This window comes from Oscillibacter valericigenes (assembly GCF_021531435.1).
Taxonomy (GTDB): domain Bacteria; phylum Bacillota; class Clostridia; order Oscillospirales; family Oscillospiraceae; genus Oscillibacter; species Oscillibacter valericigenes_B.
Map to the genome: position 1 here is coordinate 19,768 of NZ_JAFBIS010000022.1, position 15,528 is coordinate 35,295.

The 15,528-nt window shown below is 54.9% G+C and carries 13 protein-coding genes and 1 pseudogene; 11 read left to right on the forward strand and 3 right to left on the reverse strand.

The features are described 5' to 3' along the window. Nucleotide 1: 1 nt before the first annotated feature. The 5 genes from JQM68_RS11120 (at nucleotide 2) to JQM68_RS11140 (ending at nucleotide 4,824) form a co-directional block, all read left to right on the forward strand. Complete coding sequence (locus tag JQM68_RS11120) at nucleotides 2-1,105, forward strand: exonuclease domain-containing protein (RefSeq protein WP_235223072.1); 1,104 nt, start codon at nucleotides 2-4, stop codon at nucleotides 1,103-1,105. Between the two features lie 15 nt (nucleotides 1,106-1,120). Continuing rightward, nucleotides 1,121-1,651 carry a hypothetical protein gene (locus JQM68_RS11125; RefSeq protein WP_235223073.1) on the forward strand — a complete coding sequence of 177 codons (531 nt, stop codon included), beginning with the start codon at nucleotides 1,121-1,123 and terminating at the stop codon, nucleotides 1,649-1,651. 113 nt (nucleotides 1,652-1,764) lie between these two features. Next, complete coding sequence (locus JQM68_RS11130) at nucleotides 1,765-2,472, forward strand: hypothetical protein (RefSeq protein ID WP_235223074.1); 708 nt, start codon at nucleotides 1,765-1,767, stop codon at nucleotides 2,470-2,472. A 220-nt stretch (nucleotides 2,473-2,692) separates the two neighbouring features. Continuing rightward, complete coding sequence (locus JQM68_RS11135; protein ID WP_235223075.1) at nucleotides 2,693-3,580, forward strand: helix-turn-helix transcriptional regulator; 888 nt, start codon at nucleotides 2,693-2,695, stop codon at nucleotides 3,578-3,580. 2 nt (nucleotides 3,581-3,582) lie between these two features. Next, the gene (locus tag JQM68_RS11140; RefSeq protein ID WP_235223076.1) at nucleotides 3,583-4,824 is read left to right on the forward strand and encodes a PDDEXK-like family protein; all 1,242 of its coding nucleotides are present in this window, start codon (nucleotides 3,583-3,585) and stop codon (nucleotides 4,822-4,824) included. 442 nt (nucleotides 4,825-5,266) lie between these two features. Here the strand turns inward: JQM68_RS11140 and JQM68_RS11145 are convergent, their stop codons facing one another. Together JQM68_RS11145 and JQM68_RS11150 are read right to left on the reverse strand one after the other, a co-directional pair. Continuing rightward, nucleotides 5,267-6,421, reverse strand: coding sequence for a tyrosine-type recombinase/integrase (locus JQM68_RS11145; protein WP_235223077.1), 1,155 nt, complete (start codon nucleotides 6,419-6,421; stop codon nucleotides 5,267-5,269). After that, on the reverse strand, nucleotides 6,421-6,726 hold the full coding sequence (locus JQM68_RS11150; protein WP_235223078.1) for a DUF6809 family protein: 306 nt from the start codon (nucleotides 6,724-6,726) through the stop codon (nucleotides 6,421-6,423). Before JQM68_RS11150 ends, JQM68_RS11145 begins: the two co-directional genes overlap by 1 nt. A gap of 552 nt (nucleotides 6,727-7,278) precedes the next feature. Between JQM68_RS11150 and JQM68_RS11155 the strand changes: the two genes are divergently transcribed. The 3 genes from JQM68_RS11155 (at nucleotide 7,279) to JQM68_RS11165 (ending at nucleotide 11,207) form a co-directional block, all read left to right on the forward strand. Continuing rightward, a complete protein-coding gene (locus tag JQM68_RS11155; RefSeq protein ID WP_235223079.1) occupies nucleotides 7,279-7,563 on the forward strand; it encodes a hypothetical protein in 285 nt (94 codons plus the stop codon). Nucleotides 7,564-8,185: 622 nt separating this feature from the next. Next, nucleotides 8,186-9,880 carry an alpha-glucosidase gene (locus tag JQM68_RS11160; RefSeq protein WP_235223080.1) on the forward strand — a complete coding sequence of 565 codons (1,695 nt, stop codon included), beginning with the start codon at nucleotides 8,186-8,188 and terminating at the stop codon, nucleotides 9,878-9,880. Nucleotides 9,881-9,998: 118 nt separating this feature from the next. Then, nucleotides 9,999-11,207 (forward strand): M20/M25/M40 family metallo-hydrolase, encoded by a 1,209-nt coding sequence (locus JQM68_RS11165; protein WP_235223081.1) that lies wholly within the window; start codon nucleotides 9,999-10,001, stop codon nucleotides 11,205-11,207. 353 nt (nucleotides 11,208-11,560) lie between these two features. On the opposite strand, the gene JQM68_RS11170 is transcribed toward JQM68_RS11165, so the two are convergent. Continuing rightward, a complete protein-coding gene (locus JQM68_RS11170) occupies nucleotides 11,561-12,454 on the reverse strand; it encodes a LysR family transcriptional regulator (RefSeq protein WP_235223082.1) in 894 nt (297 codons plus the stop codon). Between the two features lie 121 nt (nucleotides 12,455-12,575). Here JQM68_RS11170 and iorA point away from each other — a divergent pair, with 121 nt between their 5' ends. From iorA to JQM68_RS11185, 3 genes and pseudogenes are all read left to right on the forward strand, one after another. Next, complete coding sequence (iorA, locus tag JQM68_RS11175; protein WP_235223083.1) at nucleotides 12,576-14,369, forward strand: indolepyruvate ferredoxin oxidoreductase subunit alpha; 1,794 nt, start codon at nucleotides 12,576-12,578, stop codon at nucleotides 14,367-14,369. After that, nucleotides 14,366-14,962, forward strand: coding sequence for an indolepyruvate oxidoreductase subunit beta (locus JQM68_RS11180; RefSeq protein ID WP_235223084.1), 597 nt, complete (start codon nucleotides 14,366-14,368; stop codon nucleotides 14,960-14,962). Before iorA ends, JQM68_RS11180 begins: the two co-directional genes overlap by 4 nt. Beyond that, nucleotides 14,959-15,528, forward strand: a pseudogene (locus JQM68_RS11185) (butyryl-CoA:acetate CoA-transferase); the annotation flags it as partial. The gene JQM68_RS11180 and the pseudogene JQM68_RS11185, both read left to right, overlap by 4 nt.

Genomic DNA, 15,528 nt, shown 5'->3' on the forward strand with positions numbered 1-15,528 from the left:
AATGGGCAAAGTAATCGCTTTTGATGTTGAAACTCCAAATTCCCATAATGACCGCATTTGTTCTATAGGTTTATCTTTGATTGATGACGGAACAATCGTCTGGTCTCAGAACTATATGGTGAATCCGGAATGTCCCTTTGATAATCGCAACATCCAGATTCATGGCATTCGCCCTCAGGATGTGGAGCATGCTCCTACTTTCCCCTTGATTTGGGAAGATATCGGCAGCTTATTTCGGCAGAATTTAGTAATCGCACACAATGCGACTTTCGATCTATGTGTGTTGAAAAAAACATTGAGCGCTTATGGACTCTCTGAATTTCTGGTTTACTATGCCTGCACTATGCAAATGGCTCAATCAATATTGCCTGATTTACCAAACTTTAGACTCCCGACTCTTTGCGATTACTACAATATTGATTTAGATCATCACGACTCTGGTAGTGATAGCTTTGCGTGTGCACAGATATTCTGTCATATGCTTGACGAAGGGACTTGTCCTGAAGATTTTACAAAGGCCTACTCTTTGGAATGTTCCCATCCGGCATCAGCTCACAGTCAGTCAACCCACATGGCCGCAAATACAAAGTCCTTACTTACGCTCAGTGGCATTCTGTCCGGAATCACTTGTGATAACGTTCTGGTTCCCAGTGAGGTAGAATATCTTCAGAACTGGCTCGATGATAATGTCGAATTAAAGGGTAACTATCCATACGACAAAATTTATACTACAATCGCAAATGCACTTGCAGACGGAATCCTCGAGCAGGCTGAACTTGAATCCATGCTACGTCTTTTTAAGCAAGTTTCTGATCCTGTTAACGATTGTTCCTGTAACTGTAGTTCGCGAGATATTTCCGGAAAAACTTTTTGCTTGTCCGGAGAATTTGACTATGGTGAAAAGTCTGCTGTTGAAGAGCTTCTAATACAACGAGGAGGAATCCCACAAAAGAATGTTACTCGAAAAACGGATTTGTTGATCGTTGGTGGTCAAGGAAGTTCTGCATGGTGCGCTGGGAATTATGGAACCAAGGTCAAGAAAGCACTGGAACTACAGGAAAAAGGTATTTCTATTCAGATTATACGCGAACATGATTTCTTATGAAAGGCGGATTCTCTAATGGATCAACTGAATATGTCGTTCATGGACAACGATACATCGGTAATTGCTAACCGCTATTACAACGAAATCCTCTCTTTATTAGAGGTGAGTAATCTGGGTTATGACCTTTCGCAGATTCAAGTAGAGCATCGTGATCCAGAGTCATCTGATGCGTATGATACGATTCTGATGTTCAAACGTCCCTGTTTTCATATCAAGGGCAAGAAGACCAAACACATATATCTCCATCCTTCTTTTGCCAGATTATTAGAAAAAGCTGGGTATTCATTTGAGCCAGCGACCAGTGCCCGTTGGGCAAGAATCGCCACGGATTCTTTTGTCGGTTTTCCTGAGATTTCAGAAATGGTTGAGGAACTCTATGAGGATTGTCTCCGCGATTCCGATACATTTGGCTGCTGTGGAAGCTATTTAGCTTGTAGTGATGCTGGCCACTGCATAAAGACAGATATCATGTTCGCAGGTAAGTGTGCCTATCGTCAAAACCTTAAGGCAGGAAAAATTTTTTACGGCAAAAACAAGAACATATGAAAATTGTGTGCAGGAAAACATCCCTGCACACAATTTTTTATTGCTCTTTTGACCCTGGCGCTTAAGGGAACCTCTGATTTAATCCGCACTACCATAAAGGCTCGGGATGTGGGATGCATCTCGCATATCCCGGACGTCCAAACCATATTGTACCGGGAGTGAAATACGACTGCGATCTGCCTGCGCCGCGTATTCTTGTCCATGACAGTGTTTTTTTAAGAAAGCTGGAATGGCTATCGGACGTTACCGGCGTTGAGCTATCCTCGATCCCGATGAATAACCCGGCTATATATAACGCATTTTGCAGAGCAATTGAGTATGATACCGCTGACGCAGGTAATCTGCTCTGCACAACAGGTCTTTGCGCTTCGGAGGAACTGCTCAGTGACAGATTTACTCTTTGGAGACAGGCTTCCAAGAGCGGATTATCTTTTTCCAGACTTGTCTCGCTGTATGGCGTTATGCATATAAGCGTTCGCCATTCGAGTGCATTGGATTTGTCCACAGCGTTGACATTCAGTGACCGCGATTCCGTGATGGAGTATCTGATCCGTCAGGGTTTGCCCCCAAAGGACGCTTTCCAAACAGCCGACAATATGCGGTACGGGAGATTTGCCCACATGCCAGCAGATGCATACCCCGTTTTTATACAGGGAATAAACGATGACGGCTTCTTTTTTCATGCGGCGCAAAACACGGAATATCTGTTTCCCAGAGCGCATAATTCAGCTGTCGTTATGAATGCTGTGCGACTGGCCTGGTTTTCCATTTATGAACCAAGTGCTTTTCGGGAAGTACAGGATATTGCCCACACTCCATGAGAAATCTTCCGTCCAACTTTGATGCGAAATCATCGGGGCGCTGGTAAACAGTAGCTGCCTATGCTTCTTCGCTCGCAGGCGTTGGACAAATTTACACACATATGTTAAGATACAGGCAACGATCAGACTGGGAGTGGATGTCATGATGACAGATCGGGCCAACGCCATCTGCCTTCTTCAGATTTTGAAAGAATATTCTGATGAGAATCATATCCTGTCCATGCGGGAGATCATCGGAAAACTGTCTGCTTTGTATGATATGGAACTGGACCGCCGCACCGTATACAGCGCCATAGATCTGCTGTGCAATCTGGGGTATGACATTTCTGTTTACGATGAAAACAAGAAGGGCTATTATCTGCGCAGCCGCGAATTTGAGGCTGCGGAAGTGCGTCTCCTAATGGACGCGGTTTATTCTTTCGATTATATTCCGGCCAAGCAAACGCAATATTTGATTCAAAAGCTGCAAGGCTTTCTCAGTGTTCATGAACGAAAGCAGTATAAAAATCTGACAGTTGTAAGACAGGAGCGGAAAACGCAGAATGCGGAGGTCTTTTTGAATATTGAGCTTTTGGACGAGGCCATCTCAAAAAAGCAAAAAGTCTCATTTACATATCTGGAATATGGGCTGGACAAGCAGCTTCACCCCCGGAGGGAAAAGCCCTATATCGTCAGCCCTTATGGAATGGTATGTGAGAACGAGCATTACTATTTGATCAACATCAAAGATGGTTTTTCAACGCCCAGCCTGTACCGAATCGATTTGATGAGGGACATCTCCCTTCTGAATGAACCTGTTGCCATAGATGCCAAAAACGCCTGTTTGGACTCCGTACAAAAGGTGACCTATGCGTTTGTAGGAAAGCAGGAAGAAATCAAACTGCGCTGTGAGAATTTCACACTTCGGTATGTGTTGGACCGGTTTGGGACGGATGTCCGGATCACGGATAACCATGGCGGCACCTTTACCGCCAGTTTCTCCGCTTCTCCGAATGGCGTCAAGTTTTGGGCGCTGCAGTACCTCCCTTACATAGAGGTTCTGTCCCCTCAGTCCTTGCGGGATTCCATCATTGACAGCATCAAAAGCAACAAGTATCTGGAGGTGTAACCATGTATAGCGGCAGTCCAAGCACATCAAACGAGATCTCAGATAAAGAGGCGCTGCAGAACTTGTTGCTGGACATTCAGTGCCTGGATAGATTGTCAAAATGGAGCAATCGCTTTAATCTTTTTGACGTTCTGAAAATATCCGGCACCGAGATCCGCCACAGCAACGTGCTGGCATGGCTCCTTGATCCTAATGAGAACCACGGTCTCGGGGATGCTGTCCTGCGGAGGCTTTTGCAAACACTGGTGATCAATTCGCCCCAGGCAGATGTTTTCCATTCTCTCCTGATGGACCTGTATGGATTTACCGTTTTGCGGGAGTGGGAGCATATCGACCTGCTTGCAGTCTCTCATGAAGAAAGATTCCTGCTTTGCATAGAAAACAAGGTTTTCTCCGGGGAACACGATCATCAGTTGGCCCGATATCAAGAGCTTCTGGAAAAAGAGTACCCGCAATATCACAAAATTTTTGCATTTCTCACGCCGGGCGGTACAGAGCCAGAGGAGGAAACCGCCTGTGGCACTTGGCAGTCGATCAGCTATGAGCAGATCATAGAGGTGGTAGAGGCTGCCAAGTTCGAAAAGGCGCTGTCCGCAGAAGTCTCATATTTTATTGACCAATATTTGGATGCAGTCAGGAGGCATATTGTGGGAGACCGTGAGCTTGAAAAAATTTGCAGAGAGATCTATGCCAAACACCGTCAGGCGCTGGATCTGATTTATGAAAATCGCCCGGATACTGCTTCGCAGATTTCATCCATCGTGCAGGAATGGTGCGAAGAGAAATCCCACACAGGCGAGATCAGTTTTGATCCCCAATATTCCGGAAAAACGTACATTCGATTCACTACACCGTACATGACGAAACTCTTGCCTGAATTTGAAGAGGAAAAGAGCGGTTGGAACTCAAAAAGCATGTACTACTATGAGGTAGTCAACTATGGAAATTCTATCAAAGTTGTTTTGACCGTCGGGCGTGACAATCTCTCCGCACACCAGATGGACTGCTGTGAACAGCTGAGCACACTCTTAAATCAGCCGGACAAAAAAGAGGCGTGGCGTTGGAAACGGTTGTTTGCTACACGTCGGCACAGCATAAAAGCTGATCCTTTAACGGACGATTTGCATAAGGAACTCTTTCAGGCTATGAATCAATATTGGGAACAAATCGCTGATTTTGAGCATAAAACTTGTACAGCGATTGAACAATCTTCCCAAACGCTTGATGGGAACCTTCCCGTTTGATCATGGGAGATTCCTGTCTTCACCGCCACTCTATGGCCTGACCCAAACCGTGACCCAGACTGGGATCGGAGCAGGCAGCAGACAACGGAACCAACGGAGCGGACAGCAAACAATTTTGACCAAATAGGCCCGGAAAGGTCTCAAAAGCAGCCGACAGCAGCCTCGGCCGCAGCTCATAACCCGGAGGTCGTAGGTTCAAGTCCTGCCCCCGCAACCATAAACGTCCTGAAATCTTGCGATTTCAGGACGTTTTCTTTGTTTTCGACCTCAAAATATACTGCACTAAACGCCGGGTTCTATGCCTGACCCAAGCCGTGACCCAAACGCGGATTCGGAAAGCACCAGCCGGACAATTTAGTACATCCGGCTGGTTTTTTACTCTTTTCTATCATTTTTTTGTGGAGCATGGGTCAAATTTTCTGTCCAGTTTTCGGGGTTTCAGCTATTTGCTTGCCACTCTCAGAACTCCTCCCATGGTATTGGCCGCTTCTTTCTGTGCAGAGGTAGTGACATGGGCGTAGGTATCGAGGGTGAATCCCGCTGAAAAGTGTCCCAGCATCCCGGAGACGGTCTTGATATCTACGCCGTTCTGGAGGGCTAACGTGGCGAATGTGTGGCGAAGGTCGTGGAAACGGACCTTGGGTAACCCCGCCCGTTTCAGCACCCGGTGGAGCATATGGAGGACACTGTCCGGAGAGATAGGGCCACCCGTGGGGGACGGGAATACATATGGGCTGTTGCCGCATTTTTTCTTCTGTTCTTTCAGGACATCTACTGCATCCGTCGACAGCGGCAGGGTGCGGTAGGCGTTCTTCGTTTTTAGTGGCGCTTCTACGATCTCGCCGTCGATGCGGACGATCTGCCGCTGTACCCAGAGGTTGCCATGCTCCAAATCAATGTCACTCCATTTCAGGCCAAGCAGCTCTCCCCGGCGCAGGCCGGTAGCTAGTTCGATGTAGTACATCTCGAACACACCGCTCTCTTTTGCCTCTCGCAGGGAGGATGCCAGCTGTTCGACGGGGAGCGTTTTCATCTCCCGGTGTTCGAGTTTTGGAAGGGCACAGGCGTTGGCTGGATTGGTCAGGATGAGTCTTTGCTCGATTGCCAGATTCAAGGCAGAGGAGATGATTTGGTTGATATTCCGCACTGTTTTCGCGCTGAGACCCTTGGGCTGCTTCTTGGATTCGATGCGCTCCACTCGCCCATTTCCCAATAGCTTTTTGTAGAACTTCTGCAGCTCCAACGAGGTCAGCTTGTTCAATGGAATGCTGCCGATGTTGGGCTTGATGTGATTCTCGATGTAGCCCCGATAGGTTTGGTGAGAGGATGGGCGGACTTTGATTTTGGCGTAGTTTTCAAACCAGACGTCCATCCATTGCCCGACTGTGTACTGGCCCACTTTGCTCGTATCCAGTTTGGCAGAGTCCTCGATGGCCCGTTTCAACTTTTCTTTGACCTCTGCCTGGGTCTTACCAAGGACATTCTTGTAAATGGTCTTACCTGTTGCTGGGTCGTGCCCAGCCGTGTAGCGCCCCTCCCAGCGGCCATCCTTGCGCTTGCGGATACTGCCCTCGCCATTGGCACGTTTCTTTGCCATCAGTCATCCCTCCTCTGCTGCTGTCCCATCCGGCGTTCTTCTTCCTCGGCGAAGGAGTAGGGCGGCTCCATGCTCAGTTCGCTGATAATGCCCCAGGCCAGACGGAAACCTGCGGCGAAACTGGCGAGGGCGGTTTCGTCCCGCAGCTCTGCTTCCAGGTCCACCAATTTCAGAAGACTGCGGCGTTCCGGTTTGGCCTTGCCCTCAGCCAATGCCTGATGGATTTCGTTGATTTCCTGCCGCAGTTCCGGGAAGTCCGGCTCTTTGAAGAATTGTCGCTGCAGTCCTCTCATGTATTCGTACATCGTATCGCCTCCTTGTCAGCGACACACAATACCATCCCCCGACCTTAATAGCCATCCCAACCGGGCAGAGTTATCAAATTGTTATCAATTGCGGTTTGAACTGCGTCGGCGCTTATTCTTTGTTTTGCGACGCAATTCTTGAGCGTGTTCGTCTGCAAAAAGGTATCTTCCGCTCTGGCGTTCGGCAGAGCGGAAGATACCTTTTTGCCCACGATAGCATCTTTTCTGGGGCATGACCCCTACTTTTTTCTTGCGTGAGTAAGCTCTCGGGGATAACGACCGTAGAAGTGATATCACCCCTTTGATTTTGACCCCACTTTGGAACTCCCCGAAAACTCCCGTAACTGCCCGCACTGCGGGCAGAAGTGACCGAACAGAGCGCCACACTTGACGCCTGTTCTTTATCCTGCTTTCCTTTTCGTCCCTCGCAAAGCTGAAAAGCATCCCCCGAAAATCGACTGTTTCGGTAAATAGTTGATACTTTCACTGCCTTTACAGTCCCAACTTATCTGTCGTATAATGGTATCAGTTACACCGAGGGAGGACCTGGTCATGGATGCAAAAGGTACTGATGCTTTGGCCCAGCAGCTCAGCGAAATCTATCATCCGTTGGAAATGAAATCGTTCCAAATGCTCCTGGGTTTGCAACACCGTATATTCGAACCCCAGCTCGCCTATTACAGCGGTCATCATCGCAAGTCGGCGGATGGCGTACATCGCATAGATTACTTCCCACTCCCGGTCATTACGATCGATGGTTTTTGCGATGTGGTGATCGACCTGGACTGCGTAGTCGTGAACAGCAAACTGCGCCGGGAGACCGCATCCGTAAGGTGATGCTGGAGAAGGACTATATTGAGGGCAGCAATGGTCGGACGGCGATTCTGAAGAAGCTGGATAAGAAGCCTGTCCGTGTAGTTGCATTCAAAGAGGACAAGTTCCCTATGTGGAACCATTTGGTGGCGGATGCCGTGCGCTGTTGAATAAGCCCCGCCATAAGGTGGAGTGCTACAACGACTACGGCGAAGGCATTTGTGCTGTTATGCGAGTCATGTCCAACCTGGACACCGCCAGTAAGTTTATTGAATGTCTGGGAGAAACCGAGTACAGCCAAGAAGAGTTTGACCGGGCAAAGAAACTGTATGATGCCTGTGAGCGGGATCCTGAGGAAGTGTCCAGACGCAAGTTGTTGGGGATACTGCGTCAGCCCAAGGGTCTCGGGGTCAAGAGAGCAACGGCGCAGCTGTTGCTGTCGGCGCAGGAGATTCCATCCAATGATGCTGCTCTTGCTGAACTGAGTACATGGCAGAAGAACAACCCTGCCCTATGGGAAGAGTTCTCTGCTGAGTATGGAAACTGGTATAGTCTGTTCCAGCGGAAACTACAGCAGGGATGTCTGGAACGGCCAATCGTGCTAAATCATAGCAGATATGTTTTTGCCCGGAAAGGAAACCCTTTTATGAAGAAATCATGGTGGAACGGCAAGGTTGCCTATCAAATCTATCCCAAGAGCTTCTGCGACTCCAACGGCGACGGCATCGGCGACCTGCGGGGCGTGCTGTCCAAGCTGGACTATCTGAAAGACCTGGGCGTGGACATCATCTGGCTCTCCCCCGTCTATCAGTCCCCATTTGTGGACCAGGGGTACGACATCTCCGACTATTACCGCATTGCGGAGGAATTCGGCACCATGGAGGACTTTGACCTGCTGCTGGCGGAGGCCGGGCGCCGCGGCATGTCTATCGTCATGGACCTGGTGGTGAACCACTGCTCCGACCAACACGAATGGTTCCAAAAGGCCCTGGCGGACCCGGAGGGGGAATATGCCGGTTACTTCTACTTCCGCAGGGGCAGGGACGGCCAGCCCCCCAGCAACTACCGCTCCTACTTCGGCGGCAGCACCTGGAGCCCCGTCCCCGGCACGGACCTCTACTACCTCCACATGTTTGCCCCGGAGCAGCCGGACCTGAACTGGGAGAACCCGGTGGTCCGCCGAAAAATCTACGACATGGTGAACTGGTGGCTGGACAAGGGCGTGGCGGGCTTTCGCATCGACGCCATCATCAACATCAAGAAAAACCTGGACTTCCCCTCCTTCGAGCCGGACGGTCCGGACGGGCTGGCCGCCTGCACGAACATGGTGGAATCCGCCCACGGCATCGGGGAATTCCTCCAGGAGCTGAAGCGGGAGACCTTCGCCAAACACGACGCCTTCACTGTGGGCGAGGTGTTCAATATGAAAGAGGACGAGCTGGCGGCGTTCATCGGCGACGAGGGCCATTTCTCCACCATGTTCGACTTCAGCGCCCAGGCGCTCACCTTCGGCGGCCACGGCTGGTACGACGCGCCCACCATTCAGTTTGACGCCTGGCGGGAGGCCCTGTTCAACGCCCAGCGGGAAGCCCAGGGGGTCGGTTTCCTGGCCAATATCATCGAAAACCACGACGAGCCCCGGGGCGCCAGCCGCTTCCTGCCGCCCTACGCCCAAAACGAGACCGGGAAAAAGCTGCTGGCAACCACATCCCTGCTGCTGCGGGGCATCTCCTTCCTGTACCAGGGCCAGGAGATCGGCATGACCAACTGCCGGATGACAGACATTTCCCAGTATGAGGACATCAACACCATCGACCAGTACCAGGTGGCCCTCCGGGCCGGATGTACCGAAGCGGAAGCGCTGGAGGCCTGTTATCTCAACAGCCGGGATAACGCCCGGACGCCCATGCAGTGGTCCGGCGCGGCCAACGGCGGTTTCACGACAGGCACCCCCTGGTTGGTGGTGAATCCCAATTACCGGGAGATCAACGCGGCGGAGCAGGCTGGCCGTCCGGACTCTCTGCTGAACTACTACAAGCGGCTCATTGCCCTGCGGAAGTCCGACGCCTATGCGGATACTTTTATCTACGGCGGCTTCGTTCCGGCCTACGAGACAGAACCGGACATTCTGGCCTATCTGCGAAAGGGACAGGAGCAAACCATTTTGGTAGCGGGCAACTACGGCGAGACTGCCCGTACCCTGACGTTGGACGGCCCGGCGGAACAGGTGCTGCTGACCAACACCGGCAGGGAGGCGGAACTTTTGGCGCAGGCGAGGGACGAGGGGCGCATTACCCTGGAAAGCTGCGAAAGTGCTGTGATTTTGCTCTGGATCCAATAGCGGGAGAACTTCATGAAGACGCACGCCCCAGTGGGGAGTGCGTCTCGTTTTTAAGTGATTTTACTTGCCTGCGCCGCCGGATGCGTATATCATGCATACAAGAGAAAGAGGGGATCACATGCTGCTGCATAACGAAACTGTGCGCAAAGCGCTGGATGAGATCAAAGCGCTGGACGAAACCACCACGCAGGAAACGCTGACCCTGTGTCAAATCCCGGCGCCATCCCATCAGGAGAAGGAAAAAGCGGAATACGTCTTGAAGCTGTTCCGGGAGACGGGGCTGCTGGACGTCCATATGGATGAGGTCTGGAACGTGCTGGGCCGGTGGCCCGGTACCGGCGGAGGCCCCACCATCATGCTGGCCGCCCACACGGACACGGTGTTTCCCATGGAAACAGACGTTACCGTCCGGAAGGAGGGCGGCCGCTACTACTGCCCCGGCATCAATGACGACACCCACGCCGTGGCCGAGATCATGGCCGTGGCGAAGGCCATGGTGAAGCACGGGCTGCACGCCAAGGGCGACATCATCTTCTGCGCCAACGTCTGCGAGGAGGGCCTCGGCGACCTGAAGGGCGTCAAGCACATCTTCGGGCACGAGAATGCCATTGACGCCTTCGTGTCCGTGGACAACCCCGTCACCGGCGGCGTGGTCTATACCGCCACCGGCAGCCGCCGCTATCAGGTGACCTTTACCGGCAGCGGCGGCCACAGCTTCGCCGACTTCGGCCTGCCCAACCCCATCCACGCCATGGGCCGGGCCATCGCGGCCATCTCCGACTTCCAGGCGCCCCGCCTGCCCAAAACCACGTTCAACGTGGGCGTGGTCAGCGGCGGCACCTCCGTGAACACCATCGCCGCCTCCGCCTCTTTGCTGATGGACATCCGCTCCGACAGTGACAGCGAGCTGGAGCGGCTGACGCAGGAATTCCTGCGGGCCGTGGACCGGGCCGTGGAGGCCGAGAACAGCCGCTGGGCGCCGGACAAGCCGCCTGTGAAGGCGGAGGTCGAGGTGAAAGGCATCCGTCCCGCGGGCACCCAGCCCCCGGACTGTCCCATCGTCACCGCCGCCTTTGAAGCCGCCCGGATGCTGGGCATCCAGCCGGAGCTGCGGGACGAGAGCAGCACCGACGCCAACATCCCTATCAGCATGAGCATCCCCGCCATTGCGGTAGGCCGGGGCGGCCGGGAGGGCGGCGTCCACACGACCCACGAATGGTTCGAGCCGGTGGAGGCCTGGCTGGGCCCCCAGCGGGACCTGCTCCTGCTCCTGCTGCTGGCGGGACTGGAGGGCTGCGTGGAACCCGTCATCGAAAAAAGAACGTGAGGACCGTGCCACGATCGAAAAAGAAGCGCTGGACGCGTTTATGGAAGCCAACCGGGAGAACGCCGTCCAATTGCTGATGACTCTGGGCAGGGTCCCCGCTCCCAGCCACCGGGAGGACCGGCGGGCGCATTCAGGAATTTTACTCCTTCGACGGCTGTCTCTCCCAGTGCACCAGCACTGCCGTGGGTTCCCACCGGATGCGGTGGGCAGACCGTTTCGCGCGTCTTGAGGCGCGGCCAATATTGAGCCCTTTTCAGGGCGAGAGAAGGCCGCCCGTTATACGACGGAACTGACCAAACAAAAAACCGGCAATGCGCCTGCGTACGTTCGATCCCCGCGGAGCTGCTGATCACTCACGCCCTGTCCTTGCAGACCTTAGCCAATTGCTTTCTGAGCGCGGCGATTTCCGGCCGGTTCGCGTTTTTCTTCAGGCAGATGAAATCCAGGGATACCATGACCTCCGGCACCAAAGGCACAGCGGCGACATGGTAGTAGTCCGCAAAGGATTCCGGCCCGATGATGACGCCCATTCCCTTCCGCAGCAGCTTCATGTCGGTCTCAATGCCGTCTGAGCGGTAAATGCGGTTCAGGGTCACGCCGAAGTCCCTGCACTCCTGCTTGAGCGTCCTATCCTCCATGGAATTTTCCAGCCCGGTAATGACCGCACAGCCCTGCAGGTCCTGAAACGTCATGCCTGGCAGATCGCTTCTGGGGTCGCTCTCCGCCATCAGGATGCACTGCCGCTCCCGGATCAGCGGCCAGGAGACAAAGCCGCCCCAGTCCGGAATGAGCTGGACGGGTGGCAGCCGGTCGATGGCCACATCCAGCTTTCCCTCCCGCATGGGGGCGAAAAAGTCCTGCCCGGCCTCTGTGATGAACGTGACTTCGATGTCCGGGTGGGCGTCGAAAAAGTGGGCGATCTCCTCAAACAGCCGGTTGGAGTACACGCGGGCCCCCAGCCCTATCCGGAGCCTGCGGCACCGGTCCTGATCCTCGGACAGGACTTTGTTCTGGAATGCCGCCCATTGGTCCGCCACCGCCTGGGCGTCCCGGCAGAATTCCTCTCCCAGTTCCGTCAGCAGGATGCCGTGGGGAGTCCGGGCAAAAAGGTCGTAGCCCAGCTCCTTCTCCAGATTTTTGATCTGCAGGGAGAGGGCCGGCTGGGAGACAAAGAGGCTGTCGGCGGCCCTGGAAAAATTCAGATACCGGGCGACAGCCAGCGCGTAAAGGACCTGTGTCAAAGTCATCCGATCACCCCACCTATTTGTTTTTCTTATAGGGGTATTGTATGGAAGTATTTCCAATTTTGCAAGGGCTTTTATATGATACATGTAAGAAAACACAAATATTGGAAAGGTGGAATGCAGCATGGCACGGCAGCTGGTGACAGGCAACGAAGCAGTAGCCCGGGGCGCCTATGAGGCGGGAGTTTCCTTCGCCTCCGCGTATCCCGGCACCCCCAGCACGGAGATCCTGGAAAATGTGGGTACTTACCGGGAGATCACCGCGGAGTGGGCCCCCAACGAAAAGGTGGCGATGGAGGCCGCCATCGGCGCGTCCATGGGCGGCGTCCGCTCCATGGCGGCCATGAAGCACGTGGGCTTGAACGTGGCGGCAGACCCCATCTTTACCTTCGCCTACATGGGCGTCAGCGGCGGCATGGTGTTCGTCTCCGCCGATGACCCCGGCATGCACTCCTCCCAGAACGAGCAGGACAACCGCAATTACGCCAAATTTATGAAGATCCCCATGCTGGAGCCCTCTGATTCCCAGGAGGCGAAGGACATGTTCCGGGACGCCTTCGACATCAGCGAAAAGTATGACACCCCTGTCATGTTCCGCATGACCACCCGGGTCTGCCACTCTAAGTCCCTGGTGGAGCTGGGGGAGCGGAAGGAATTCGCCGCCATCCCCTATGTCAAAAACCGCATGAAGAACGACAACGTCCCCGCCGTCGCCCGGAATCTGCGGGTAAAGATGCTGGAGCGGGACCGCCGTCTGGCCGCCTACACCAATGACTGCCCCTACAACTTCGCCGAGTACAACGGCAGCAAGAAGATCGGCATCGTCACCAGCGGCATCTCCTACCAGTACGCCAAGGAGGTCTTCGGGGACAGCGCCTCCTATCTGAAGCTGGGCCTGACCAATCCCCTGCCCATGGACATGATCCGGGAGTTTCGCTCCAACGTGGACACCCTGTATGTCATCGAGGAGCTGGACCCCTTCCTGGAGGAGCAGATCAGGGCCGCCGGCATCGACTGCGTCGGCAAGGACAAGATCCCTCTGGTGGGCGAGCTGAATCCCAACATCATCCGCAAGGCTTTGCTGGACGAGGATGTGCCGGAAATTCTCTTCAACCGGAACCTTATCGTGGACCGGCCGCCCACGCTGTGCGCGGGCTGTCCCCACCGGGGCTTCTTCTACGAGTGCGCCAAGCGCAGCGACACCGTCATGGTGGGCGACATCGGCTGCTATGCCCTGGGCGGCAGCGAGCCGCTGAACGCCAAGGACATGGCCATCTGCATGGGCGCCGCCTTCTCTCTGGCCCACGGCCTGGACAAGGCTTTCCGCAAGAGCGGCCAGGACAAGACCATCGTGGCCTGCATGGGCGACTCCACCTTCTTCCACACCGGCATCAACTCCCTGGAGGAAGTGGTCTACAACGACTCCCACGTCATCTGCTGCATTCTGGACAACCGCATCACCGGCATGACCGGCCACCAGGAGAATCCCGGCACCGGTTACAGCCTCCAGGGGGAGCCCGCTACCATCATGGACATCGAGACCATTGTCCGCTCCCTGGGCATCGAGCGGGTGCGCACCGTGAACCCCCTGCATCTGGACGACATGAAAGCGGCCCTGGACTGGGCCTACCGGGAGGTCCACGAGGGCCCCGTGGTGCTCATCACCCGCTGGCCCTGCGTGCTGAAAAAGCTCTCCACCGAGGACCGCCGGGAGTTCCGGCCCGTGCCCGCCGTCTGCACCGTCCATCACGACACATGCATCGGCTGCAAGAAGTGCCTGACCACCGGCTGCCCGGCCCTGTCCTTCGATAAATACGAGCGGAAGGTGTCCATCGATCCCCTGCAGTGCAACGGCTGCACCGTCTGCGCCCAGGTCTGCCCGAAGCAGGCCATCGTGAAAGGAGCGAAGAAGGCATGAAGACCCACGATACGAAAAGCATTCTCCTGGTCGGCGTAGGCGGACAGGGCACTATCCTGGCCAGCAAAATTCTGACCGCCGGCCTTGTGGCCGCGGGCTATGACGTGAAAATGAGCGAGGTCCACGGCATGAGCCAGCGGGGCGGCTCCGTCTCCACCCAGGTGCGCTACGGCACCAAGGTCTACTCCCCCATCATCGGCCGGGGCCAGGCGGACATCCTGGTGGCCTTTGAGACCATGGAGGCCATCCGCTACCTGCCGGACCTGAAGCCCGGTGGGAAAGTGGTGGTCAACGACTACCAGATGCCCTCCCTGCCCATCCTCAGCGGCGAGCGGGAATACCCGGACAACATTCTGGAGGAGCTGCAGAGCAAGGCGGACACCCTGGTGCTGGATGCCGCCGCCATCGCCCAGGCCAACGGCAATCCCAAAAGCATGAACGTGGTGCTGCTGGGCGCTCTCATCCAGTCCCTGGGCCTGCAGGACCTGGACTGGGACACGGCCCTGCGCTCCTGCGTGAAGTCCAAATTCGTTGAGGTCAATCTGCGCTGCCTGGACGCGGGCATGCGGACGGCGGAGGGGGACCGGGGATGACGGCCCAGGAAGAATACCGCGCCAAGCTGCGGACGCCGGAGCAGGCGGTCCGGGCCGTGAAAAGCGGCGACTGGGTGGACTACACCACCTCTCTCGGCTTTCCTATCCTGCTGGACGCGGCCCTGGCCAAGCGGCGGGATGAGCTGACGGACGTGAAGATTCGGGGCAACCTGCTCTTCGGCCCCATCCAGACCGTGGAGTGCGACCCCACCCGGGAGCATTTCTGCTACAACAGCTGGCACTGCTCCGGCTACGAGCGCAAGCTCTGCGACAAGGGTCTGTGCAATTACATCCCCATGATTTTCCGCAATGTAGTGCCCTATTACCGCCACTTCCTGACGGTGAACGTGGCCATGATGTGCGTGACGCCCATGGACAAGCACGGCTATTTCAACCTCTCCTGCGCCACAGGCGTGGCCCGGGGCATTCTGGAAAAGGCGGACATTGTCATCCTGGAGGTCAACGAGCGCCTGCCGAAGATCTACGGCGGCTTTGACGAAAGCATCCATATCTCGGAGGTGGATTACGTGGTGGAGGGGGAGCATCCCCCGCTGCCCCAGTTCCCC

Coding starts and splice junctions, on each gene's coding strand:
- JQM68_RS11120 (WP_235223072.1), top strand. CDS start 2: ATGGGCAAAGTAATCGCTTTTGATGTTGAAACTCCAAATTCCCATAAT.
- JQM68_RS11125 (WP_235223073.1), top strand. CDS start 1,121: ATGGATCAACTGAATATGTCGTTCATGGACAACGATACATCGGTAATT.
- JQM68_RS11130 (WP_235223074.1), top strand. CDS start 1,765: ATGCATCTCGCATATCCCGGACGTCCAAACCATATTGTACCGGGAGTG.
- JQM68_RS11135 (WP_235223075.1), top strand. CDS start 2,693: ATGCGGGAGATCATCGGAAAACTGTCTGCTTTGTATGATATGGAACTG.
- JQM68_RS11140 (WP_235223076.1), top strand. CDS start 3,583: ATGTATAGCGGCAGTCCAAGCACATCAAACGAGATCTCAGATAAAGAG.
- JQM68_RS11145 (WP_235223077.1), bottom strand. CDS start 6,421: ATGGCAAAGAAACGTGCCAATGGCGAGGGCAGTATCCGCAAGCGCAAG.
- JQM68_RS11150 (WP_235223078.1), bottom strand. CDS start 6,726: ATGTACGAATACATGAGAGGACTGCAGCGACAATTCTTCAAAGAGCCG.
- JQM68_RS11155 (WP_235223079.1), top strand. CDS start 7,279: ATGGATGCAAAAGGTACTGATGCTTTGGCCCAGCAGCTCAGCGAAATC.
- JQM68_RS11160 (WP_235223080.1), top strand. CDS start 8,186: ATGAAGAAATCATGGTGGAACGGCAAGGTTGCCTATCAAATCTATCCC.
- JQM68_RS11165 (WP_235223081.1), top strand. CDS start 9,999: ATGCTGCTGCATAACGAAACTGTGCGCAAAGCGCTGGATGAGATCAAA.
- JQM68_RS11170 (WP_235223082.1), bottom strand. CDS start 12,454: ATGACTTTGACACAGGTCCTTTACGCGCTGGCTGTCGCCCGGTATCTG.
- iorA (WP_235223083.1), top strand. CDS start 12,576: ATGGCACGGCAGCTGGTGACAGGCAACGAAGCAGTAGCCCGGGGCGCC.
- JQM68_RS11180 (WP_235223084.1), top strand. CDS start 14,366: ATGAAGACCCACGATACGAAAAGCATTCTCCTGGTCGGCGTAGGCGGA.